The organism is Polynucleobacter sp. IMCC 29146, assembly GCF_021395195.1.
Lineage (GTDB): Bacteria > Pseudomonadota > Gammaproteobacteria > Burkholderiales > Burkholderiaceae > Polynucleobacter.
The window spans coordinates 87564-111513 of sequence record NZ_JAJVCR010000006.1 but is presented as its reverse complement, the minus strand read 5'-3'; the positions used below and the strand labels follow the sequence as shown (position 1 = coordinate 111513).

Below are 23950 nucleotides of genomic sequence, written 5' to 3'. Positions count from 1 at the left end.
TATGAATGCTGAAGACCGTGTAGCCCTGACCCGTTTAGTTCAATATTTACGGCCCCATGCAGCCCTTATTGTAGGGGCGATTCTCTCTATGGCCTTGGTTGCAGGGTCAGAAACTGCCATTCCAGCTCTGATGAAGCCCTTATTGGACCGGGGCTTTACAGGACAGTTGAACGACAAATTATGGCAAGTTCCGGCCTTTTTAGTGGGTTTAGCCATTATTCGCAGTTTTGCCCAGTTTTTTTCCAATTACCTCTTAACCAGAGTCATTACTGAGGTTTTGCTCAAATTGCGTGAGCAAATGTTTAATCGCCTTTTACGGGCCAAAACCGATTTTTTCCAAAAAAACTCGGCCTCGAGCTTAATTAATGCAGTAGTTTTTGAAGTGAATAATGTCCTGTCTATTATGGGCGGCATGCTGATCAGTTTGGTTAGAGATTCGTTAACCGTGGTGGGGCTAATTGCCTATTTGATTTATCTCAATTGGCAACTGACCTTGTTAGTACTCATTATTTTTCCCATTATTGCTTTTATCATGGGGCGCATTAATCGTCGACTGCGCTCCTTAAATCGCCAGCAGCAAACCTTAACAAGTGATTTGGCTTATATCGTCGAAGAAACAGCTGGTGGTCACAAAATTATTAAAGTGCATGGCGGTGAAGATTATGAAATGCAACGCTTTATGGAAAAGGCCAATCGCTTGCGCGAGTTTGGTTTGAAGTCGGCAATTGCGGGTGGTTTAAATCAACCCATTACCCAACTGATCGCCTCGATGGCTTTATCAGTTGTTTTGGTAGTGGCTTTAATGCAATCGGCAACGGAGGGGGTCACGGTTGGTGGCTTTGCCGCTTTTATCACCGCAATGATGTTAGTCATTTCACCTTTAAAGCATTTGGCTGATATTAACCAACCTTTGCAACGCGGACTGACTGCAGCGGAAATGATTTTTGCTCTAATCGATCAGACGATCGAGGAGGACGACTCTCGACAGCTTGGGGCTACACCGCTAAATAAAGCCCGCGGTGAAATTCAATTTAGTCATGTTTCGTTTTCTTATGAGCAGGAAGAGGGGCGTCAAGACGCCTTAAAGCAAGTGGATTTTCATATTCAGCCTGGTGAAATTGTGGCTTTTGTTGGGCCTTCAGGCGGAGGTAAGTCGACGCTAGTTAATTTATTGCCACGCTTCTTTAGTCCTACGCAAGGGTCTATTACCCTCGATGGCATTCCCTTAGAAGAACTCTTGTTGACTGATTTACGACGCCAAATTGCCTTTGTTAGTCAAGACGTGGTTTTATTTAATGACTCGATTGCCGCAAATGTAGCTTATGGTTCTGCCGCTACAGGCGGAATTGATCGGGGTCGGGTTATTGAGGCTCTGGAGGCAGCCAATCTGTCAGCATTAATCCGTGAACTGCCCGAAGGGATTGATAGTTTGATTGGTGATAATGGCAATCGTTTATCTGGTGGCCAGCGCCAACGCTTAGCGATTGCTCGGGCGATTTATAAAAATGCCCCCATTTTGATTTTGGATGAGGCGACTTCCGCATTAGATTCTGAATCCGAGCGTCAAGTACAAGACGCGCTTGAACGTTTAATGAGTGGACGTACTACTTTAGTGATTGCACATCGCTTATCGACCATTGAACACGCTAATCGCATCATTGTTCTAGAGCATGGCAAAGTCATCGAGAATGGAACCCATGCAGAGCTCATTGCACATAATGGCATGTACGCCAATTTACATCGCTTGCAGTTTGCTAATGCCTAAGGTAGCAAGAGAAGTTTTTGAGCAAACTTTAATTTAAGACAATATCGTACTGATCTTGGCGAAAGCTACCTTCTGCCTGTAGACGAATCGGTTTTTTAATAAAGTCACCCAGCATGGCTAAAAATTGATTTTCTTCCTCTAGAAAAAGATCAATCACATCGGGGGCAGCAACGATGCGAAATTCTTTAGGATTAAATTGGCGGTGTTCGCGAATAATTTCCCGCAAAATTTCATAACAAACAGTTTGAGGGGTTCTGACCTCTCCCTTGCCCGTACAAATTGGGCAGGGCTCACACATAATGTGGGCTAATGATTCCCGAGTGCGTTTGCGAGTCATTTCGATTAAGCCCAGACTAGAAAAATCGTTCACCGTAGTACGGGTATAGTCACGCTCTAAATACCGTTTCAATTCATAAAGCACCGCGTCTTGATGTTCCTTACTATCCATATCAATGAAATCTATAATAATGATGCCGCCCAAATTACGTAAGCGTAGTTGCCTGGCGATTGCTTGAGCAGCCTCTAAATTGGTTTTATATACCGTGTCGTCTAGATTACGCGCGCCGACAAAACTACCCGTATTAACATCAATCGTGGTCATCGACTCCGTTTGATCAAACATCAGATAGCCTCCCGACTTAAGGTCAACTCGCCGCCCTAGGGCTTTATTAATTTCGGCGTCAACATCAAATAAATCAAACAGCGCACGTTCACCCCGATGGAGGACTAACTTATGGGTTAAATTGGGCGTGTAGGCGGTAGCAAACAAAGTTAATTTGGCAAAATTTTCAGCTGAATCGACCCGAATTTGGGTAGTAGTTTCTCCAGCTAAATCGCGTAAGACACGTTCAGCTAGACTTAAATCTTGAAATAATAAAGCGGGCGCACTAGTTTGACTGGTGGCTTGATGAATGTTGTGCCAAGTTGTTGCAAGGTATTGAAAATCTAATTGAAGCTCAGCATCACTCGCATCTAAAGCGCTGGTGCGCACAATAATGCTACCTTTTTCATTCGCTGGCATTAGCGTACTAATGCGTGCCTTAATGGCTTCGCGTTGTTCGGGCTGATCAATTTTTTGGGAAATACCAATATGGGGTTCAGTTTGATCAGCTCGCCCCAGATCTGGTAAATAAACTAAATTACGTCCAGCAATACTGAGCTGGGTGGTGAGGCGCGCACCTTTAGTGCCAAGCGGGTCTTTTAAGACTTGCACTAATAAAGTTTGACCTTCAAATAACAGTTTCTCAATTTGCGTTTGGTTATTACTTTGATTGATATCGGCTACATGCATAAAGCCAGTGCGCTCTAGACCGATATCGATAAAGGCCGATTGCATGCCAGGCAAGACACGAGCAACTTTAGCGAGATAAATATTACCGACAATGCCACGTTGGCGGGTGCGCTCAATACGTAGTTCTTGTACAGCAGCATTTTGAATAATCGCTACCCGCGTCTCTTGGGGAGTGATATTTATGAGGATTTCTTCATTCATGCTAATTAGTGTTGGTGTAATTGAGGGCAAAGCTAACTTTAGCTTGAGTCAGTAGCTGAGCAGTTTCATAAAGGGGTAGACCCATGATACCGCTATAACTGCCAGCCAGCGATTCAATGAGGGCGCCGCCGAGGCCTTGAATCCCATAGGCACCCGCTTTGCCAAAGGGTTCACCACTGGCAATATAAGCATCAATGGTGGCTTTATCGAGCTTGGCAAAACGTACCTGCGAAGTTTGTATGAGACAGTTAGGGGCTTGATCTGGTGCAGCTAAGACGCAAACTGCAGTGAGCACCCGATGCTCTTTGCCGCTTAGCATTTCTAAAATGCGTTGAGCGTCATAGGTATCTTGGGGCTTACCAATAATTTCTACTGCATCATGACTCACCGTAGTATCAGCACAAAGAATCGGCGCCCACGGTAGATTTTCACCCTGGTGCACACGGCTTTGCCAGCGTAATTGGGCGGCTCTGATTTTGGCTTGGGTAACTCGTTCAACATATGCATATGCAGTTTCATGGGGCAAGGGGATTTCTAAAGCCTCAACATTTTCATTGCTTGATGCTAATAGCGGTACAAAGCGAACTCCCAATTGAGTGAGCAACTCTTGACGGCGAGGACTTTGCGAAGCAAGATAAATAAAAGCAAACATGATTATTCGCGGTGGTAGGGATGGCCTTGCAGAATAGTCCAGGCCCGGTACAGTTGTTCGCTGAGTAAAACGCGGACGAAAGCATGCGGCAAAGTAAGACTAGATAACTTCCAGAGCGCATTAGCCCGCGATTTTAAGCTTGGGTCTAAACCATCAGCGCCACCAATGAGAAAAGTGATGTTAATACCATCTTGGCGCCATTGCGCCAAATGATTAGCCAAGTCTTGGGTACTAATATCTTGGCCACGTTCATCTAAGGCAATGACATGGGCGCCTTTAGGAATTGCTGCCTCAATCTGGATTGCGTCTTTAGCAGAATTTAGCGCCGGCTTCAGTTCTTTAATAGCAATACTGCAATCGGCAGGCATACGCTTGATGTAATCGTTGGTGGCCGCTGTAACCCATGCGGGCATCTTATGTCCTACCGAAATAATAGTGAGGTGCATCTGAATGAAGTCTGTTTACAGTAACTCGACTTACTCGCTAGCCTTAACTAATTTTTTAGTAGTGGCCAGCTTCACCCGCACAGGCTTGGCGCCCCACATACCCTCTAGTTGATAGTATGCCCGTAGCATGGGTTGCAAAATATGGACGATGACATCGCCACAATCGACTAAGACCCACTCGCCAGTTTCCAATCCTTCAATAGAAATGACTTCACCGCCATTGGCTTCAACCTCCTCCTGCACGGATAACGCTAGGGAGCGGGTTTGCCGATTACTCGCACCAGTAGCAATAACCACGCGGTCGAAGAGATCGCTAAGGCCACTAGTATCGAAGACGCGAATATCTTGGGCTTTTACATCTTCTAGGGCATCAATAATGATACGTTGTAGTTTACGCAGTTCCATGGGCTCTTAAGTCAGGTGAAGATAGTCGGTATTGCATTATCGGTGTTTATTGTTATTTGCTTTGATATAGGCCTAATTGCCTGATTAAGTCACTGATATTTTTTGGCAACCCAGAGGATAAATCGGGCTCAGTGATTTTCTGACGCAGGACAGAAGAGGATAAATCGACTGCAAATTGATCGTCGAGAAGAATTTTTCCTTTAGGCAGCTTTTCTAACTCAGAAGCTGAATGCGCTTCATGTGCTTTGACAAACTCAGCTAATGCGGGATTTCGTTCGAGTTCATAGGGATGGCCAGGCCGACTAGCAACAGCTAAATGTACATAATGCAGCAATCCTTGCCAATCGTGCCAAGTGGGTAATTGCATCAAGCTATCAGCTCCCATCAACCAAATAATACTAAGCTCGTTACCAAGCACATGGCGTAGGGCTTGCACGGTATCGATCGTATAGCTAGGCCCGCCACGTTCAATTTCCATTGGGTCGACAGTAATTACAGTGTTGATTTGCTTGGTTGCTAACTCTGCCCTTAAAGTAAGCGCTGCTGCCTCGGCTAATTGTAGTCGGATAGGTGCTGGGGTAATTTGCACACTTTTTTGCCAAGGTTGACCACTTGGTATCAAAATGAGTTCATCGAGATTAAATTGTGCGCAAAAATATTTGGCTAGCTCGAGATGACCCCAATGTGGCGGATCAAAGGTGCCACCCAAAATACCAATAACTTGCTGCAAGCGACCATTTTTTTCTGATGACATAAATTAAGCCAACCAATTACGCGGTTGTAGATAATAGTCGTAGAGCTTTGCTTCGGGAGTATTGGGCGTAGGGTGCCAGTTATAGCGCCATTTAACAATGGGCGGCAGTGACATCAAAATCGATTCTGAACGCCCACCTGATTGCAAACCGAAAATAGTGCCGCGATCAAAAATGAGATTGTATTCAACATAACGACCACGGCGATATTCTTGAAAATCTTTTTCTTCGGGAGAATAGGGCTCTTGATAGCGGCGTTGCAGGATCGGTAAATAAGCGTTGATAAAGGCATCGCCGACTGCACGCATCATTGCAAAGCTCTTGTCAAAACCCAGCTCATTAAAGTCATCAAAAAATATACCACCAATGCCGCGTGGCTCTTCGCGGTGCTTAAGGTAGAAATAATCATCACACCATTGCTTAAAGCGGTGGTGTAAATCAGCACCAAAAGGATCTAGGGCATCTTTAGCGGTTTGGTGAAAATGACGGCAGTCTTCGTCATAGCCATAGTAGGGGGTTAAATCAAATCCCCCGCCAAACCACCAAATAGGTTCTTGATTAGGTGCTTGAGCAATAAAGCAGCGCACATTCATATGGGTAGTCGGCGCTTTCGGATTATGCGGATGAAATACTAATGACACGCCCATTGCCTCAAAGCCGCGACCTGCAACCTCAGGACGATTTTGGCTGGCGGCACCAGGCATTTGGTCACCATGCACATGAGAAAAACCAACCCCACCTTTTTCAAGCACATTACCATTTTCTAAAATACAAGTGCGGCCCGAACCCCTCAGTTTGCTATCTGGAGGCTTCTGCCATTCATCTACGATAAATGCTTTGCCGTCTAATTCGCTCAGCGCTGAGGTAATGCGATTTTGTAGGCCTAAAAAATAGTCTTTAATAAGGGCGATATCGATTGTGGTGGTGGTCATATTGATTTAATGGCGTGATAACCAATGTCATGGCGATATTGCATGCCATCAAAGTGAATCTTGTCGATGGCTGCGTATGCTTTGCTTTGTGCTGCCCGTACTGAATCAGCGAGACCCACGACGCACAAGACGCGTCCGCCAGCAGTAAGAAGGGTATTACCGTTAAGCTTGGTACCGGCGTGAAAGGTAATATGCTCTGCAGAGTCAGCGGGAATCCCAGTAATAGTATCGCCGCCGCGCGGTGTATTGGGATAGTTATGCGCTGCTAAAACAACCCCTAGGGCGGTGCGCCGATCCCACTCAAATTCCACTTCGTTTAATTTGCCGTCGATGGCTTTATCTAATGCCGGCACTAAGTCGCTACGTAAGCGCGCCATAATGGGTTGGGTTTCTGGGTCGCCCATTCGGCAGTTGAATTCTAAATTTTTAATTTGCCCGTTGGGGCTAATCATCACACCTGCATATAAAAAACCGGTATAAGGTATGCCATCATCAGCCATGCCTTTAACGGTTGGCATGATCACTTCACGCATGATGCGCGCGTGAATTTTTGGAGTGACAACGGGCGCAGGCGAGTAAGCCCCCATGCCACCTGTATTGGGACCTTGATCACCATCCAGCAATCTTTTGTGATCTTGGCTCGTCGCTAAAGCAAGCATATTTTTTCCATCAACCAGCACAATAAAACTCGCTTCTTCACCCCTTAAAAATTCTTCAATAATGACGCGCGCACCGGCATTACCAAATTGGTTATCGGCCAACATCATTTCGACTGCTGCATGTGCTTCGGGAAGGGTCATTGCTACCACTACGCCTTTACCTGCTGCAAGACCATCGGCTTTGATCACAATGGGGGCGCCTTTAGCGTCTAGATAAGCATGCGCAGCAGCTAGATCGCTAAAAGTTTGGTAGTCGGCGGTCGGAATGCCGTGGCGCTTCATGAAGGCTTTTGAAAAATCTTTCGAGGATTCAAGTTGAGCAGCGAGTTGGCTAGGGCCAAAAATACGCAAACCCTGTTGCCGAAAGAGATCGACGATGCCAGCAGCTAGCGGTGCTTCTGGTCCCACGACGGTAAAGGCGATATTTTCACGTTTGACAAAATCAGCCAACGCTTGGAAATCGCTAATGGCAAGATTTTCAATGCCAGCTTGTTTTTGAGTGGCCAGCGCAGTGCCGCCATTTCCAGGGGCAATAAAGACTTTTTGAACCAGTGGTGATTGCGCCATTTTCCAGGCTAAAGCATGCTCGCGACCACCTGAACCAATGAGTAATAATTTCATGCGTAGGATTTCATAGTTCAGTGTTTGTATAAACGGCTTGCACGTCGTCCAAATTTTCAAGTGCATCGAGTAATTTTTGCATCGCTTCAAGCTGATCGCTGGTGAGGCTGATATCGGTTTCGGGGCGCATGCTAACAGCCGCTAATTCAGCCTTGAAATTGGCTTTTTGCAAGGCCTCTTGGATCTTGGAAAAAAGCGCCACCGAGCTGATTACTTCAAGGGCACCATCCTCATGACTAATCACATCATCGGCGCCAGCCTCTAAAGCCACTTCCATTAACTGATCCTCATTCGTACCTGGGGCAAATAAAAGCTGACCGCAATGCCGAAATAAAAAAGCCACCGAACCTTCGGCCCCCATATTGCCGCCATTTTTAGTAAAGGCATGGCGCACTTCCGCTACAGTACGAGTGCGGTTATCAGTGAGGCAGTCAACAATAATAGCGGCGCCATTAATGCCGTAGCCTTCATAGCGAATTTCTTCATAGTTCACGCCCTCAAGCGAGCCAGTGCCACGTTGCACTGCCCGCTGAACATTGTCATTGGGCATATTGGAGTCTTTGGCTTTATCTATCGCTAGCCGTAAACGTGGGTTCGTAGCGACATCACCCCCACCAAGTTTGGCGGCAACGGTAATCTCGCGAATTAGTTTGGTCCAAATCTTGCCGCGCTTTTCGTCTTGACGACCCTTGCGGTGTTGAATATTGGCCCATTTTGAGTGACCTGCCATGCAGAAGTATCCTTTTTAGGGTATTTTACAGTTCCTACGGCGTATTTCAGCTGGAATAGAATAAAAGCAAGAAACGCAGGCTTTTGGCTTACAGCCATAATCCTCGGTAATTAAACGCGACATCAATGAAGAAAAGTGGGTAATAGCATGGCAAAAGAAATGGTAAAGGCAATACGTGTAGACGAAGCAGGTGGACCTGAAGTAATGAAATATGTTGATGTGGAATTAGGTGAGCCTGGACCTGGAGAAGTATTAATTCGTCAGCATGCCTGCGGCTTGAATTACATCGATGTGTATTTTCGGATGGGTTATTACCCGCAACCTCTGCCTGCTGGCTTAGGTATGGAAGGGGCTGGCGTAATTGAAAAAGTAGGCGCCGGCGTAACCCATGTCAAAGTTGGCGATCGAGTGGCATATGCTGGACGACCCACAGGTGCTTATGCCGCGGCCCGAGTAATGCCCGCCGATATCTTAGTTAAATTACCCGATGCTATTTCGTTTGAAACTGGCGCAGCGATGATGTTGCAAGGTTTAACGGTAGCCTATTTATTAACTAGTACTTATAAAGTGCAAAAGGGCGACACCGTTTTGTTTCATGCTATTGCTGGCGGAGTTGGTTTAATTGCCTGTCAGTGGTTAAAGGCGATTGGTGCTACGGTCATTGGTACAGTTGGTAGCAAGGAAAAAGCTGAGCTGGCCAAATCGTACGGTTGCGATCACATTATCTTGTATCGTGAAGAAAATTTTGTCAAACGTGTGCAAGAAATTACCGGCGGTAAAGGCGTACCAGTAGCGTACGATTCAGTTGGTAAAGATACGTTTATGCAAACACTCGACTGTATTTCACCCTTGGGCTTGGCAGTTTCTTTTGGCGGTGCATCGGGCTCGCCTCCCTTGCTTGATTTGAGTATCTTGGCTGGTAAGGGTTCGTTAAAAGTGACTCGTCCGACGGTGTCAACTTATGTTTTGAACCGTAGTTTGCTTGAACCTATGGCTGCTGAACTATTTAATATGGTACAAAGTGGCAAAGTCAAAATTGAAATCAATCAAAAGTACCGTTTGGCTGATGTGGCTCAAGCCCATACTGATTTAGAAGGGCGCAAGACTACAGGATCGACGATTTTGATACCTTAGTTTGTTAAACTCTAGCCTCTAAAGCGTTTTCACCAGCCTCGGTGATGGAATTGGTAGACGTGCCGGACTCAAAATCCGGTGCCGCAAGGCGTGTCGGTTCGAGTCCGACCCGAGGCACCAAGTTAATAGCATTATCCCCATATCTTAAGGCTACGCAGTTTCCTTAGAGTTTCATCTTAGGTGCTATGAGCTTAGGTGAAGAATATACAAATTTACTCATTTATCATTCATGGGCCTCATGAATCCCCCAGCCTACCTAACAATCGTCCCAGTTTATAAAGTAACGCCTTCAAAAAGTGAGGCATTCTCTTTTATGCAGCTGCGTGAGCTCCAAATTCAAAATGTCACTCTGATGTGTCCAGAAGGACTTGATATTGGGGCTTATGAAGCACTATGGCCAGAGATTAAAATAGCGCGGTTTGCGCCTGAGCACTTTTTAAGCGTTCAAATTTATAACAACTTCATGTTAGAACCTAGTTTTTATGAAACCTTTGCCGCTCGTTATCAATGGATGCTGGTCTACCAACTCGATGCTTTTGTCTTTAGCAATCACGTTCAAGAATTTTGTGAGCTAGGGTATGACTATTATGGAGCGCCTTGGCGAGTGGGTTATCCAAAACTAAGCTTTTTATTTAATCGCTTTCCTATCCCCCTTAGTACCCAACGCTTTTATGTCGGTAACGGTGGATTCTCTTTAAGAAATATCTCCAAGACCATTGATTTGCTCCACCGCACTCAGGGTCATATCTCGAGAAGCTATTTCATGGAGGATGTCTTCTTTGGATATTGGGGGTCAATCGATTCCCAATTTCATGCCTGCCCTGCGGATATTGGCGCTCGCTTTTCTTGTGAGACTTATCCAGATCATTGGCTCAAAATCACCAAACAATTTCCGATGGGTACGCATAATTTCGAAAGGGTAGGTCCCGAGTGGGCTACTGAGTTCCTTAAACCTTACATTCAAGAGGCGTGCACTAAGCTTTTGCATTCCTTTCCGGAGCTTGGCAGATTTTAAGGCGTTAAGATCTCATCTAACTGCCAAGTAGGCCAATCAGAGCCCCTTAGTGTTTCGATTGCGCCTAGAGTTCCACTTAAATTTGATAATTTTCTGCGGTACTCGACATTGCTTGTTCAACAATTTTTTTCGTTAAGGTTGGGGAAAATAACTCAATGAAGGTGTAGATGAATGAGCGTAAATAAGCACCTTGCTTAACCCCTAAATGGGTCACATTATTCCCAAAGAGATGGCCAACCGCAAGGGCTTTTAAATTGCGATCGCGCTCAGAGTCGTAAGCTACACCCGCCATAATGCCAATTCCCATACCCGTTTCTACATACGTTTTAATGACGTCTGCATCAATGGCTTCCAGAATAATATCGGGCTGTAAATTCCGCGAAGCAAAAGCTGCATCGATTTTGGCGCGACCAGAAAATGCTTTGTCGTAAGTAATTAAGGGGTATTTGCATAAATCATCGAGCGTAATTACAGTTGCATTTAAAAGTGGGTGACTTAGCGGTACGATTAAGACATGTTGCCATTGAAAACCTGGCAGCGCTAAGATGCCAGGTGTATTGGCAATACCCTCGGTTGCAATGGCAATGTCGGCACGATCGTGGATTAGCATCTCAGCAATTTGACTAGGATTACCTTGCTGCAAACTAACGCGTACCTTAGGAAAACGTTTCGTAAATTCGCTTAATACTTTAGGTAAGGCATAGCGCGCTTGAGTATGCGTGGTGGCAATGACAAAATTACCTTGGTCTTGACTAGCAAAATCTTGGCCAACGCGTTTAAGGGTTTCAACTTCGTCAAGAATATGCTCAATTGAAGCAAGGATGCGTTTACCTGGTTCGGTTAAGGAGCGTATCCGCTTACCATGACGACGAAAAATTTCTACCCCTAACTCATCTTCGAGTTCAATGATCGCTTTGGATACGCCTGGTTGTGAAGTAAAGAGTACTTTGGCAGCAGTAGTTAGGTTAAAGTTTTGCCTTACTGCCTCACGGACAAAGCGAAATTGATGCAAGTTCATCGTTGGTCTTGCCTAACCCTTAGCCTATATACAACTTATGGTCTTAAACCTTCATTCTAAATGAAGTAGGGTAATAAAAGGATGCTATGAACGAGATACCCGCTGCAGGGCAAACAGAGCCAGCCCAAAGTAAATGAGTGGCGGTATAACTGCCGTTAGTATGGCGGGCCATGAGCCTAATAAACCCACATTGGAAAACAGCGAATTAAAAAGCTGGAAACTCATACCGAGCATGATGCCGCCAAATACTTTAATACCGACGCTACCCGAGCGCACTCGTAAATAAGCAAAGGGCAGTGCTAAAGCGAGCATGACAAAAATGATGAAGGGGTAAACTAATTTTTTCCAAAATGCAATTGAGTGGCGCTGAGCATCTTGTTTATTTTCATTTAGGTGATCAATAAAGCGGCCTAAGCTTTGAATTGACATTTTCTCGGGGTTGAGTAACAGCACCTCGAGTATCTGCGGAGTGACTTCAGACATCAGCTTTAAGGTGGGATACGTTTTGGTTGTGGCGGAATAAACAGCATCAAGCGGGTCTTTATTTTTGGCCTCTTTAAAGCGAGTTTCGGTAACTTGATTTAAATCCCAAATACCAGCGCTGTCGAAGCGGCCTGAGAGGGCATTGCGAATCGATAAAAGGTGATAGTTGACGTCAAACTCGTACATGCGAATATTTCGAATTTCATTATCGTTTTTAATTTCTCCCACATTTACATAACGAATACCCGGGCGAATGGGACCAGAACCATCTTCATCGCGTAAGCGGTCTTTCACCCATACCCCAGAGCGAAACTGAGATTCAAAATTGGCTCCTAGTGCGCGCGAGCGAATTTGATCGGAAACCGACTCACTGTAAGGCCCCAGCCATTCACTAACGACTAAGGTGAAAATAACTAAAGGTAAGGAAATTTTTGCTAAGGTTATGAGACCCCGTTTTACATCTAAGCCTGCCATGCGAAAAATGGTGAATTCAGATTGACTGGCCATCATTGCAAATACATAAATGCTACCAATGAGTCCGGCAATTGGAATAATTTCAATCATCCGATTCGGGGCTTTTAAGAGCACATGAAGTAAAGCGATGGGGAGGGTATATTTTGAATTCACTGAGCTTAACTCGCCCAAGATATCAAAAAATAAAAATAGAGCTACTAAGGCAAATAAAATAAAGCCAAAGGCCACATAGATTTGCTTAGCAAAGTAACGCTCGTAAATATAAGGGAAAATTAATTTCATTGCCGACCAAACAGCGCAGGTAATTGTCTACGCCACCACGCAATAGAGGGGTTAACACGATTGCGTATCAGTATTAGCGCAATGACTAGAGCAATAAAGTGAATTGGCCAAATGGCCATGAAAAAATTTAATTTGCCTTGAGCTACAAAATTTTGCGCCAAGTTTAATAGATTGCTATAAATTAAATAAATTAACACGGCATAAAATAACGCAGTGTAATTGCCTAAGCGGGGATTGACATAAGCCAGTGGTATGGCAATAAGTACTAATCCTAAAGCCATCAATGGCAAGCCTAGGCGCCATAAGATCTCACCTTTATTTTGATTGGTAGGGGTAGCGAGTAATTCAAACAGGTCTTTTTCTCGATCCCGCGGAGGTGGAGCTTTGATTTCTTTACTCCGTATTTTGGTACGGTACTCCGCAAATTCAAGAATGCGAAAATTAGGTTGAGTTGGCTGGCCATCATAGCGGCGCCCATTTTGAAGGACGACGGTTTTTTCTCCATTGGGCGAGTTCTCTAGATAGCCCGATTCAGCAACCGCAATACTAAGGCGCTGATTGCGAGTATCGGCAACGAAGATATTTTTGATGATATTTTTATCGACATCAATTTGCTCGATAAAGAAAACGCGCTCAGCTTTAGCTGATTCTCGAAATTGACCCGCAGTTACCATTGAGACATCATCACGTTGTTGAAACCGCTGACTAATGACAGAAGATTCTCGATTAGCCCACGGCCAGACAAAAATTGCTAGGGCCCCAATAATGACAATTAGGGGGAGGGCAAAGCTGAGTATGGGGCGAATTAAACTCATAATGCTTAAGCCGCTAGAAAACCACACAATCATTTCTGAATCTTTATACCAGCGCACCAACACGATTAAGACCGCAACAAATAAAGAGACAGTGAGTAAAACTGCGGTGTAACCGAGAGTGGCAAGCGCAATTAACACCAAAGCATCTTCAGGATTGACTTTGCCATTAGCCGCAAAGCCAAGAATACGAATGACTAAGGTCGTAATCATGATCGTAACGAGGATCAGAAAAACACCGCCAGTAGTAAAGCTAAGCTCGCGTCTGAGTGAGCGTTGAAATATCATGCCTGAGAAAATCTTTCGACCTAAATGGTTTGTTTCAAGGATCAGATTGCGTGTCGGAGGATAATGATAAAACCTCTTTTATTCCATCACACCATGACAATCCAATTTAGCACGAAACTATTTGCCCAGGCCGACTTTAGAGCGACGAAAAACCTGAAATCAGCTTTTGCGCTCCTAGTAAAACAGGATAGCGATTGCCTGGTCATGGCCTATTCCAAAGCCGATTTGGTCAATTTACAGGGCCAGACTACTGGGAAAGGGGGCTCTAAGAAAGCCCATCAACGCCTAAATTTAGGTAACCTAGGGCCATTAGCGGTCCTCGACAGCTTTCTTGGCGGAGCCATTTTACGGGCGTCTACTTTTGGCGATTTAGAGGCTAAAGAGGCTACTGTGACCCTTTTAAGGGCCGACTCTAGTTGGCTAGCGCAGGGCGTCAAACTTAAACGAGTTTTATTGGTGGGTTTAGGCGACGCGCAGCAAAAATCGGGTGACGATATTCTGGGCTATGCCAAATTAGCGCGTTCTGCAATTAAGGCCTTGAGTGGCGGCGCAATTGAAACCGCCCTGTGGCTAATGGCTAGCTTTATGGAAAAACCGCATCCGCAAAGGCTTGGCGAATTAGCGCGACTGACCATGCAATTGGCTGGAGATCAGGTTTATCGCTTTGGCGTGCGCCAACCAGCGATGCGCTTTAAGGTAAAAGATACACCCGACCCATTGAAGTCATTTATTTTTATTGGTGGGGGCAAAGAAGCGAGCGCCTTGAAGATAGCAGTGGCCGAGGGCACGGCTTTGGTCGAGGGCATGAATTTAGCTAAAGATTTAGGTAATTTGCCCCCCAATGTTTGCACGCCCACTTATTTAGCGCAAACCGCCCAAGCCTTGGCTAAAAAAACCACTTTGAAAGTAGAGGTGCTAGATCGGAAGCAAATGGAAACTTTGGGAATGGGTTCTTTTCTTGCTGTTACACAAGGGTCTGAGTTACCGCCCCAATTTATTATCATGCGCTATCTTGGCGGTAAACCCAGTGCAGCACCAACGGTATTAGTTGGGAAGGGCATTACTTTTGATACGGGTGGAATTTCATTAAAGCCTGGCGATGCCATGGACGAGATGAAGTATGACATGTGCGGTGCAGCCTCGGTAATGGGCACAATTTATGCAGCGGCACTGCTTAAATTAAAACAAAATGTCATTGCCGTTATTCCCACTTGTGAAAATATGCCATCCGGTAAAGCCACTCGACCCGGCGATATTGTCAAAAGCATGTCGGGTCAAACTATCGAGATCTTAAATACAGATGCTGAAGGCCGTTTAATTTTATGCGATGCCTTAACTTACGTAGAACGCTTTAAGCCCCGCGCAGTTATTGACGTGGCCACCTTAACAGGCGCTTGTATTATTGCTTTAGGCAGCGTACACAGCGGTTTATTTTCCGACGATGAAAATTTGGTCAAAGAACTCAGTGAGTCTGGCAAAGCGGTACTGGACACGGTTTGGCGTTTGCCATTGGATGCCGCATATCAAGAGCAATTAAAATCGAATTTTGCTGATGTGGCTAATATTGGTGGGCGACCCGCAGGCAGCGTGACAGCCGCATGTTTCTTAAAGCGCTTCACCGAGAAATATTGTTGGGCGCATTTAGATATTGCTGGTACAGCTTGGAAAAGTGGTGCCATGAAGGGCTCTACAGGGCGCCCCGTGCCTTTGTTATTTAATTATTTAGTGACCTACGGAGCACCTTAAGCGAGTTTACGTATGGCAAGAATTGATTTTCATAGCAATGTGGGCGATAAGCTAGATTATGTGTGTCGGCTCACACGCAAAATTTGGAGTTCAACGGCAGAAGGCCAGCCTGTGCGGCCCATTGTGATTGTGGCAAATAAAGCTGAGCTAAAGCGCCTGGATGAGCTACTCTGGACTTTTAGTAAGACCGATTTTTTACCCCATTGTTTTATCGATCATGAGGCGGCTGCAGAAACCCCGATTGTCTTAACTGAAGATTGCGCAGTGAATAGCTTACAAGCGATTCCGCATGCGGATATTTTGATCCAATTAGGCCAAGAGATGCCTAGCGATATCACAGCCCTAGTAGAACGTTTCCCCCGCATCGTCGAAGTGGTTACAACCCATGAAGCAGAGCGCTTAGCTGGACGCAATCGTTTTAAAACTTATCGTGACTTAGGTCATGAGCTACACAATTTTGACCAAACTAAAACCTGAGTGCCTGCCGTGCTAATTCATCCTAACTTTGATCCGGTCGCTATTCATCTGGGCTCTTTTGGTATTCATTGGTATGGTTTAACGTACTTGATGGCGTTTGCGCAGTTTATTTTACTCGGCCGTATCCGCATTCGTATGCCGCAATTTAAAGCCTTGGGCTGGACCAATAAAGAGCTTGAAGATTTACTGTTTGCTGGAGTTTTGGGAGTGATTATTGGTGGACGTTTAGGCTACGTTTGCTTTTATATGCCCGCATTTTATTTGTCACATCCCCTTAATATTTTTAAAGTCTGGGAGGGCGGGATGTCCTTTCACGGGGGTTTACTTGGAGTAATTACCGCGATGTTCTGGGTTGCCCATAGGCGACATACTAGCTTTCTTACGGTGAGTGATTTGGTTGCCCCCTTGGTGCCATTTGGATTAGCCTTTGGGCGCCTAGGAAATTTTATTAACGGCGAGCTCTGGGGTCGTCCCACAGATGTGCCTTGGTCAATGGTATTTCCAGCTGTCGACAATTTACCGCGCCATCCCTCACAACTCTATCAATTGGGTGGAGAAGGTCTGCTTTTGGGTATGGTGCTTTGGCTTTATGCCAGGCATCCTCGCCGGCTAGGACAGGTATCTGGATTTTTTCTAGTGGGGTATGGCATCTGTCGCTTTCTCGCTGAATTCGCCCGTGAACCTGATGCTTTTTTAGGTTTATTGGGGCTGGGTCTGTCGATGGGTCAATGGTTGTCATTGCCTATGGTTGCCTTTGGGTTATATTTGCTGCTTAGACAAAAAAATAGCAAACCCTGAAGGAAGTAGCATGCTCGAGAAACTGACTAAGTCACGGTATTTGGCGCGTGCTATTGGCGCAGTTAACCGCCTGATTTCTGAGCGCGGGGAATCGAATGCGGTCAGCATGGCTGATGAGTTAATTCATAATTATCGTAAATTAGATAAAGATCAGCACATAAAGTTTTTCACCGCATTAGCTGAAAAATATAATCCTGACCCCGATAAAGTATTAAAGGCTGCGCAAAGTTTTGCTGCTGATCCCAATACACGCAACTATGTGCGTTTACAGCGAATTACCGAATCGCCACGCCAAGAACTACTACGCCGTCTTAATCGCGCTCGCGCAGGTACTGCAGCGGTGGTAGAAATGCGCCGCGATTTGTTGCAGTTACTCGATAAAAAACCCGAACTAGCAACAGTTGATTTTGATATGCGCCATCTACTTTCCTCTTGGTTTAATCCAGGATTTTTAAAGATGCACCGAGTCGATTGGAAGTCGCCAGCTGAAGTGCTAGAGAAAATTATTAAACATGAGGCTGTGCATGCGATTGATGGCTGGGATGATTTACGCCGTCGTTTACAGCCCGATCGTCGCTGCTTTGCTTTTTTTCATCCCCAATTACCTGATGAACCCTTAATTTTTGTAGAAGTCGGTTTATTACCAGATATTCCCATAGCCATTGCCCCGTTAGTAGACAAGAAGGCTGAGGCAGTAAGTCAGCCAAAAGTATATAAAGTGGCCGCCTTTTATTCTATTAGTAACTGCGAGCCAGGCTTGCGCGGCGTTTCGATGGGTAATTTTTTAATTAAGCGGGTTGCTGAACAATTGCATGCGGAATTTCCGTCGCTTAAAACATTTATTACTTTATCGCCTATTCCAGGTTTTGTAGATTGGATTGCCGCGGGTGCAAATTTAGCGGATCAAATGCCGATGGAGCAAATTAAGCCAGCACTTCGTACTGCTCGTGATCAGGCCTTAGCAACTCTAAATTTAACGGATCATTCTTGGGCAGAGCGTTTAGGCGGAGGATGGCATCCTGATACTGCTACGGCAAAGGAAAAAAGTGCATTACTCTGTTTAACAGCGCTATATTTGGCTCACGTCTCAACGGGACGCAATGGCAATCCTGTAGCTAAATTTCACTTAGGTAACGGTGCGAAGTTGCATCAAATTAATTGGGCGGGTGATTTATCGCGTAAGGGTTTACGCCAATCAGCGGGCATTATGGTCAATTATCTATATGATTTAGCTAGCGTAGAAGAGAACCACGAACGCTTTGTCAATGGTGAGGTCATGTATTCGCGTTTGATCAGTCGCTTAATGGCCTCTTAGCTTAAAATAACCAGCACATAAATAAAGGAGACTTAGCATGATGGTCCAATCAAATAGTTTATCCCTACTGGCGCAACAACTGCGCTTGGCTTTTGTCTTAGCCTTAATGGCATTTGCTGGCGTAGTTGTAGCTCAGACGTGGCCTACCAAACCTATTACTTTATTAAATCCCTTTCCTGCTGGCGGCGGTACTGACGCTTTTGCCCGTCCTTTAGCCGCTCAGTTAGGCGAGCAATTGGGCGTACAAGTATTAATCGATAATCGTGGTGGAGCTGGTGGCACGGTGGGTGCTTCGGTTGCAGCCAAGGCACCCCCTGATGGGTATAGTTGGTTTATTGGCGCTTCGCACCACACTATTGCACCTTCGATGTATAAAAATCTTGATTACGATATTGAGAAGAGCTTTATCCCCGTTGCTCTCATTGCTAGCCCACCACAAGTTTTAGTAGTTAATCCACAAAAAGTGAGTGCGCGTGATTTAAAGCAATTTATTGAGCTCTTAAAAAAGAACCCTGGTAAATATAATTTTGCTAGTGCTGGTAGTGGCACCGTGCATCATTTAGCGGGCGAATTATTTAAAATACAAACGGGTACCTTCATTACGCATATTCCTTATCGGGGTGCAGGCCCAGCGATGAATGATTTATTGGCAGGGCAAGTTGATCTTGAGTTTGATGGTTTAGGTACTTCAGCGCAGCAGATTAATGGTGGAAAACTATTCGCTATTGCGGTTGCTTCACCTAAGCGCTCACCAGCAATTCCGAATGTACCGACCTTCATGGAGGCTGGTCTACCGAATTATGAAGTGTCAACGTGGTATGCCATGTTTGCCCCCAAAGGTACGCCAAAGCCCATTGTCGACAAAATGATTGCAGAAGTGGAGAAAGCGCTAAATACACCAAAGTTAAAAGCCATTTGGGCTTCCAACGGCTCGGATACCCCAAATTTATATGGCGAAGCGTTTGGAAAATTAGTTAATTCAGATGTTAAGCGTTGGGCTGGGGTAGTTAAAAAATCGGGCGCCACTCTCGATTAATTGTTATGCAGTAGATCATTTTGAGGTTCGTATGAATTTGTATTCAGTATTGGAAAAGGGTTTTCCAAAAGATCGCAAAGCGTGTGCAATCGAAACTCAAGATGGTTTGTATTACTCGTGGAGAGATTTAGAGCGCGCTTCAGCAATGTTGGCCAACCTCTTAAAAAGTCTTGGCTTGCCTCAAGGGGCTCGGGTTGCAGTTCAAGTAGAAAAGTCGCCCGAGGCCCTATTTTTATACTTAGCCACTATTCGGGCGGGCTATGTTTACCTGCCCTTAAATACCGCTTATCAAGCTGCTGAAATTCAATATTTCATTGAAAATGCTAAGCCTGCAGTCATGGTCTGTAGCAGCAAAAATTTTGCTTGGGTTTCTAAGGTTGCATTTAAGGCGGGCACGAATCACGTATTTACCTTAGATGACAACCGCTCGGGTAGCTTACTTGAGCGCGCTACTGGTCAAAGTGATCAATTTAAAACGGTGGCCTCTAAAGACGATGATTTAGCTGCCATTCTCTATACCTCAGGTACTACTGGACGTAGCAAAGGAGCGATGCTAACGCATCGTAATTTAGGCAGCAATTGTTTAGTATTAAAAGATTTTTGGCAATGGCAAAAGGGTGATGTTTTATTACATGCCTTGCCGATTTTTCATGTACATGGTTTATTTGTGGCGGTCCATGGCGCTTTAGTGAATGGTAGCAAAATGATTTGGCTACCCCGCCTCGATACTGCCCAACTAATTCAGCAAATGCCCCGAGCTACTGTCATGATGGGAGTGCCTACCTTTTATGTGCGTCTAACGGCTGACAAGACCTTTACGAAAGCAGTATGTCGCAACATGCGTTTATTTATTTCTGGTTCTGCACCCTTGCTAACTGAAACCTTTAACGAGTTTAAAAGGTTGACTGGACATACTATTCTAGAGCGGTATGGCATGAGCGAAACCATCATGCTGACTTCTAATCCATATCAAGGTCCTCGGGTTGGTGGGGCCGTTGGCGTGCCGTTACCCGGAGTGAGCGTCAGGGTGGTGAGTGATGACGGGCAAATTTGTCAGGTAGACGAAATAGGCGGCGTACAAGTAAAGGGCCCTAATATTTTTAAGGGTTACTGGCACATGCCTGAAAAAACCGCTGAAGAATTTACTGCTGATGGTTGGTTTAAAACAGGTGACGTGGGTCGCTGGGGCGGAACAAATATTAGCGGTAAAGTTCCAGATCATTATTTATCGATTGTGGGCCGTAGTAAAGATTTGATTATTTCTGGGGGCTATAACGTTTATCCCAAAGAGATTGAAAGTTTTATTGATGACATGGCCGGCGTCGCAGAGAGCGCCGTCATTGGTATTCCGCACCCCGATTTTGGTGAGGCTGTGTTGGCAGTAGTCGTACCAAAAGCAGGAGTGAAATTAGATACCCAATCCATGATTGATTCGCTCAAAGGGCAAATCGCGAATTTTAAAGTACCTAAGCGCATTGAAATCATGAAGGATTTACCTCGGAATGCAATGGGCAAGGTACAGAAAAATATGTTGCGTCAGCAGTTTGCGAGCTAAGTGCTAAGTAAAAAATCCAAATGCTTTACGGCTTTCGTTCAACATAAAGCCAGCTATAAAAAATAATAGCACTCCGAAAACCCGCTTTAGCTGGGCAACATTGAGTTTGCGCGCCATTTTTGCGCCCAGTGGGGCAGTAAATATACTGATCACCACAATACAGGCAACTGCAGGAACATAAACAAAGCCCAAAGAGCCGGCTGGTAAATTAGGTTGTCCCCAACTGCCATACATGTATCCCAGCGTAGCTGCCGCGGCAATAAAAAAACCTAATCCAGAAGAGCTGGCCATGGCAATATGGGGTTTGACGTTGCACCACAACATAAATGGCACGGTAATAAAAGCGCCACCTGCTCCAACTAGGCTAGAAAGTACTCCCGCAAACGAACCAAAGGAAAAAAGCCCCAGAGTTCCCGGTAGCTCTCGCCCCGCATGGGGTTTTTTGTTGATGAACATTTGAATGGAGCTATACACAATAAAGATAGCAAAAAAGAGCGATAGCCAAGCTGTTTTTAAAGCTTCAAATAATTCACTACCGCCAATCAGGCCGCCGACAATCATTCCAGGGCTTAGTGCCGCAACTAATTGCCAATCGATTGACTGATGCTTGTGATGGGCCAATATAGCCGATGCTGAGGTAAATAAAATAGTCGCCATACCTGTAGCGATGGCCATATGCACAATGAGACTTTGATCAAAATTTAAATGGTTAAAAACGATGATCATAAATGGTACTAAGATCATGCCGCCACCAATGCCGAGTAAGCCTGCTAAGAAACCCGAAATACCGCCGCAGACTAGCAGTAGCAGAATGTCATTAAATGACATAAAAAAGATTCCCCACCTTAGCCGCTAGGCCCTCATCCTGAACCCTAAGGTTCAAGTTGGAGCGGCAGTTACGCTTCGGGTGCATTAAGATGCACAGGGAGTATCAAGCCAGAAGCCGACACTGTGAAACATCGAAACGCTCACGCCCACGTAGCAAAGACCGCTCCGTATGCTTTCGCATCGGTTCAAGGAGCTATTGGCCTTGGCGAACCAGGCAGGGAAAGGGTTTTCAACAAGGCATCGACTTGATCTTCCAGCGCATTCACTTCGCTTGCTAGACGTGAGATCTCTGCACTATTTTCTGGGGCAGTGGTTGGTGATGCCTGAGGAATATTTAGGGCAGTCTCTTTAGCAGCGATGAGATCGCCCGCTAATTTTAAGGCAGCCATCAGGGTGGCACGTTCGAGACTGCGATTGCCGCTAGCAATGGCTAGCTGTATGTGATCATCTACTAATTGGCAAGCTGAACGAAGTAAAGGCTCATGTTCATCGCTGGTTGCCAGGGTAATTTTCTGGCCAGCAATAGTTACATCAATGCGTCGTTGGCTCATGGTCATCGTTATCTAAATTAGGGGGGCTTGTAGAGCTAGCCGACTCACCAAGTAAATTGAGTTGGCGTGTATCGCCTTGATCGGGAAGGCGGCTTAAGATGTGCTGAATCCGTTTTTGAGCATCTTCTATTTTGCCTTCTAGTGCTAGGCGATTTTGGCACATGGCTTCGGTCGCAGTTTGGATGGCGGCGATTTTATGCTTAATGCGTTCAAGACTGGCTTGAAAATCAGTCAGCAAATTTGAAGTTGTTTCACTGGTTTCGGGACTCATAAGATCCATTGTATATCGAGCTGTAATCTAATAGAAAGAGCTCAATTACGAGCCCATTTCTAGGGTTTGGTGACACCCCACCGAAATGACGTCGATGGGCCAATCACTGGCTTGGGTAATGAATTTTTTAGCGTGTAATAAATGGCTTGCGCGAATTACACCGGCATGGGTAATCCAAGCACAATTAGTAGAAAATTTTCGGTAACTTTGATTGACTCTTGCCATAAATGTGCTTACAGATTCTCCGCCTCCAGGTGAATAATGCAAAAAGTTGTCGGTCCATGCTGCAATTTCATTCTGCGGTATATCTTGCCATAACTTTCCTTCCCAGCTACCAAAATCCATTTCTTGTAGGTTGGGATCAAGCTCAATTTGGAGATCCTTGCGAAGCGCTAAAAGCGTTATTGCTAAATGGTGACAGCGTTGGAGTGGTGAGCAATAGATTATTAAGTGATCTGGCAAAGTTGCAGCTAAGGACTGTGCTTGAGTAGCATTGCTTGCGGGGTCACTAGGGATATCTAGCTGTCCATAACAAGTACCTGATTTAATTAGCACTTGAGGGTGACGAATGAGCCAAAGTTGTTTCATGGGCAGCTGTTTAGACGGCAATGAGAAAGCCGATGTACAGGCCAATTTCACATAATTGTTGTGCCGCCCCGAGTCCATCGCCGGTATAACCCCCTAAGCGTGATTGCAAACGGGTTTTAAGATAGAGCCAAATTAAGCCTGAAAGTAGTAGGCCAAGCAAAAGTTGTTGCCATTGAATTAACTCCAATCGAAGCAACCCAAAACAAATGACCAGAAGAATACTACTGAGAATTAGCAGTTGTTTACTCGAGATGAAACGCGTGATGTAATGGGTTTTGGATCCCGCTAAATCGCCTACATTCGGTAGCAAATAGACTAAACCTAATGGCCAGGCTCTTGAGATGATATTAACCAAACAAATTGCGACGATCACATGAGCTGGATTAAGTAGTGCCTGACCTAAGGCGCCAATTAACAAAATACGAATCAAGGTGGCAAGAATTAGCGCTAAGCCACCATAGGTGCCAATACGTGAATCCTTCATAATTTCTAGGGCTCTGGCGCGATCGGGTGAGCCACCTAACCCATCAATTAAGTCAGCTAAGCCATCCTCATGCAAAGCCCCGGTTAGCCAGATGCTACTAGCTACACAAAGAGCGGCAGCTAATAACGTGCTGGCACTACTAGTGGGAAAAAGAAGCATCGCTAGTAACCAAACTAATGAACAGCAGATGCCGATAATTAAACCTACTGCAGGCGCATAAATAAGGCTATCACTTTCTTTTTGAGGACTCCAATCAGCCCAGCGCATCCAACTTTTAGGAATAGGCAAACGGGAAAAAAACTGGACTGAAATTAACAGGTGGCGAATGAAATTCATGATTA

23 protein-coding genes, 1 tRNA gene, 1 other RNA gene and 2 pseudogenes are annotated in these 23950 nt (G+C 45.3%); 10 read left to right on the top strand and 17 right to left on the bottom strand.

Features of this window, described 5'->3' with window-relative positions; translation table 11 throughout:
- Window position 1 precedes the first annotated feature (1 nt).
- On the top strand, window positions 2-1765 hold the full coding sequence (gene msbA, locus LZT22_RS08945; RefSeq protein ID WP_233924790.1) for a lipid A export permease/ATP-binding protein MsbA: 1764 nt from the start codon (window positions 2-4) through the stop codon (window positions 1763-1765).
- 28 nt (window positions 1766-1793) lie between these two features.
- Here msbA and rng read toward each other — a convergent pair whose 3' ends face one another.
- The 8 genes and pseudogenes from rng to LZT22_RS08905 form a co-directional block, all read right to left on the bottom strand.
- Window positions 1794-3257 carry a ribonuclease G gene (gene rng, locus LZT22_RS08940; protein ID WP_233924788.1) on the bottom strand — a complete coding sequence of 488 codons (1464 nt, stop codon included), beginning with the start codon at window positions 3255-3257 and terminating at the stop codon, window positions 1794-1796.
- A 1-nt stretch (window position 3258) separates the two neighbouring features.
- Window positions 3259-3909: a nucleoside triphosphate pyrophosphatase gene (locus LZT22_RS08935; RefSeq protein ID WP_233924786.1), complete on the bottom strand. Its 651-nt coding sequence runs from the start codon at window positions 3907-3909 to the stop codon at window positions 3259-3261.
- Between the two features lie 2 nt (window positions 3910-3911).
- Window positions 3912-4355, bottom strand: coding sequence for a 23S rRNA (pseudouridine(1915)-N(3))-methyltransferase RlmH (gene rlmH / locus LZT22_RS08930; RefSeq protein WP_233924784.1), 444 nt, complete (start codon window positions 4353-4355; stop codon window positions 3912-3914).
- A 33-nt stretch (window positions 4356-4388) separates the two neighbouring features.
- Window positions 4389-4760, bottom strand: a pseudogene (gene rsfS / locus LZT22_RS08925) (ribosome silencing factor); the annotation flags it as partial.
- Between the two features lie 52 nt (window positions 4761-4812).
- Complete coding sequence (gene nadD / locus LZT22_RS08920; RefSeq protein WP_233924782.1) at window positions 4813-5514, bottom strand: nicotinate (nicotinamide) nucleotide adenylyltransferase; 702 nt, start codon at window positions 5512-5514, stop codon at window positions 4813-4815.
- Window positions 5515-5517: 3 nt separating this feature from the next.
- Complete coding sequence (gene hemF / locus LZT22_RS08915; protein WP_233924780.1) at window positions 5518-6444, bottom strand: oxygen-dependent coproporphyrinogen oxidase; 927 nt, start codon at window positions 6442-6444, stop codon at window positions 5518-5520.
- Entirely contained in the window at window positions 6441-7724 is a 1284-nt protein-coding gene (gene purD / locus LZT22_RS08910; protein WP_233924778.1) for a phosphoribosylamine--glycine ligase, read from the bottom strand. Before purD ends, hemF begins: the two co-directional genes overlap by 4 nt.
- A gap of 10 nt (window positions 7725-7734) precedes the next feature.
- Window positions 7735-8454, bottom strand: a complete 720-nt coding sequence (locus LZT22_RS08905) for a YebC/PmpR family DNA-binding transcriptional regulator (RefSeq protein WP_233924776.1) — start codon at window positions 8452-8454, stop codon at window positions 7735-7737.
- A gap of 159 nt (window positions 8455-8613) precedes the next feature.
- On the opposite strand from LZT22_RS08905, the gene LZT22_RS08900 reads away from it, so the two are divergent.
- The 3 genes from LZT22_RS08900 to LZT22_RS08890 all read left to right on the top strand — a co-directional run bounded on the left by LZT22_RS08900 (window position 8614) and on the right by LZT22_RS08890 (window position 10603).
- Window positions 8614-9588, top strand: coding sequence for a quinone oxidoreductase (locus LZT22_RS08900; protein ID WP_233924834.1), 975 nt, complete (start codon window positions 8614-8616; stop codon window positions 9586-9588).
- 35 nt (window positions 9589-9623) lie between these two features.
- A tRNA-Leu gene (locus tag LZT22_RS08895) sits at window positions 9624-9708 on the top strand.
- Between the two features lie 193 nt (window positions 9709-9901).
- On the top strand, window positions 9902-10603 hold the full coding sequence (locus tag LZT22_RS08890) for a DUF5672 family protein (RefSeq protein WP_233924775.1): 702 nt from the start codon (window positions 9902-9904) through the stop codon (window positions 10601-10603).
- A gap of 76 nt (window positions 10604-10679) precedes the next feature.
- Here LZT22_RS08890 and LZT22_RS08885 read toward each other — a convergent pair whose 3' ends face one another.
- The 3 genes from LZT22_RS08885 to lptF form a co-directional block, all read right to left on the bottom strand.
- Window positions 10680-11621: a CysB family HTH-type transcriptional regulator gene (locus LZT22_RS08885; RefSeq protein ID WP_233924774.1), complete on the bottom strand. Its 942-nt coding sequence runs from the start codon at window positions 11619-11621 to the stop codon at window positions 10680-10682.
- An 84-nt stretch (window positions 11622-11705) separates the two neighbouring features.
- Entirely contained in the window at window positions 11706-12860 is a 1155-nt protein-coding gene (gene lptG / locus LZT22_RS08880) for an LPS export ABC transporter permease LptG (protein ID WP_233924773.1), read from the bottom strand.
- Window positions 12857-13960, bottom strand: coding sequence for an LPS export ABC transporter permease LptF (lptF, locus tag LZT22_RS08875; protein WP_233924772.1), 1104 nt, complete (start codon window positions 13958-13960; stop codon window positions 12857-12859). The genes lptG and lptF overlap by 4 nt, the downstream gene beginning before the upstream one ends.
- A 63-nt stretch (window positions 13961-14023) precedes the next feature.
- Between lptF and LZT22_RS08870 the strand changes: the two genes are divergently transcribed.
- Genes LZT22_RS08870 through LZT22_RS08845 form a run of 6 tightly spaced genes read left to right on the top strand, consistent with a single transcriptional unit; the run spans window position 14024 to window position 20887 of the window.
- Window positions 14024-15706 (top strand): leucyl aminopeptidase, encoded by a 1683-nt coding sequence (locus LZT22_RS08870; protein ID WP_233924771.1) that lies wholly within the window; start codon window positions 14024-14026, stop codon window positions 15704-15706.
- Window positions 15707-15718: 12 nt separating this feature from the next.
- Window positions 15719-16183, top strand: a complete 465-nt coding sequence (locus LZT22_RS08865; protein WP_233924770.1) for a DNA polymerase III subunit chi — start codon at window positions 15719-15721, stop codon at window positions 16181-16183.
- 9 nt (window positions 16184-16192) lie between these two features.
- Window positions 16193-16981 carry a prolipoprotein diacylglyceryl transferase gene (gene lgt / locus LZT22_RS08860; protein ID WP_233924833.1) on the top strand — a complete coding sequence of 263 codons (789 nt, stop codon included), beginning with the start codon at window positions 16193-16195 and terminating at the stop codon, window positions 16979-16981.
- A 10-nt stretch (window positions 16982-16991) separates the two neighbouring features.
- Window positions 16992-18296, top strand: coding sequence for a malonyl-CoA decarboxylase (locus tag LZT22_RS08855; protein ID WP_233924769.1), 1305 nt, complete (start codon window positions 16992-16994; stop codon window positions 18294-18296).
- Window positions 18297-18336: 40 nt separating this feature from the next.
- Window positions 18337-19332, top strand: coding sequence for a Bug family tripartite tricarboxylate transporter substrate binding protein (locus LZT22_RS08850; RefSeq protein ID WP_370634826.1), 996 nt, complete (start codon window positions 18337-18339; stop codon window positions 19330-19332).
- A gap of 31 nt (window positions 19333-19363) precedes the next feature.
- Complete coding sequence (locus LZT22_RS08845; protein ID WP_233924768.1) at window positions 19364-20887, top strand: malonyl-CoA synthase; 1524 nt, start codon at window positions 19364-19366, stop codon at window positions 20885-20887.
- A 3-nt stretch (window positions 20888-20890) separates the two neighbouring features.
- Here the strand turns inward: LZT22_RS08845 and LZT22_RS08840 are convergent, their stop codons facing one another.
- The 6 genes and pseudogenes from LZT22_RS08840 to LZT22_RS08820 all read right to left on the bottom strand — a co-directional run bounded on the left by LZT22_RS08840 (window position 20891) and on the right by LZT22_RS08820 (window position 23945).
- Complete coding sequence (locus tag LZT22_RS08840; RefSeq protein WP_233924766.1) at window positions 20891-21715, bottom strand: sulfite exporter TauE/SafE family protein; 825 nt, start codon at window positions 21713-21715, stop codon at window positions 20891-20893.
- A 5-nt stretch (window positions 21716-21720) separates the two neighbouring features.
- A non-coding RNA gene (ssrS, locus tag LZT22_RS08835) (6S RNA) lies at window positions 21721-21939 on the bottom strand.
- A gap of 105 nt (window positions 21940-22044) precedes the next feature.
- Window positions 22045-22266 (bottom strand): annotated as a pseudogene (locus LZT22_RS12770) (cell division protein ZapA); the annotation flags it as partial.
- Window positions 22247-22537, bottom strand: coding sequence for a hypothetical protein (locus LZT22_RS08830; protein ID WP_233924764.1), 291 nt, complete (start codon window positions 22535-22537; stop codon window positions 22247-22249). The pseudogene LZT22_RS12770 and the gene LZT22_RS08830, both read right to left, overlap by 20 nt.
- Before the next feature lie 45 nt (window positions 22538-22582).
- Window positions 22583-23125 (bottom strand): histidine phosphatase family protein, encoded by a 543-nt coding sequence (locus tag LZT22_RS08825; RefSeq protein WP_233924763.1) that lies wholly within the window; start codon window positions 23123-23125, stop codon window positions 22583-22585.
- Window positions 23126-23135: 10 nt separating this feature from the next.
- Complete coding sequence (locus LZT22_RS08820; protein ID WP_233924762.1) at window positions 23136-23945, bottom strand: adenosylcobinamide-GDP ribazoletransferase; 810 nt, start codon at window positions 23943-23945, stop codon at window positions 23136-23138.
- Between the last annotated feature and the right edge of the window lie 5 nt (window positions 23946-23950).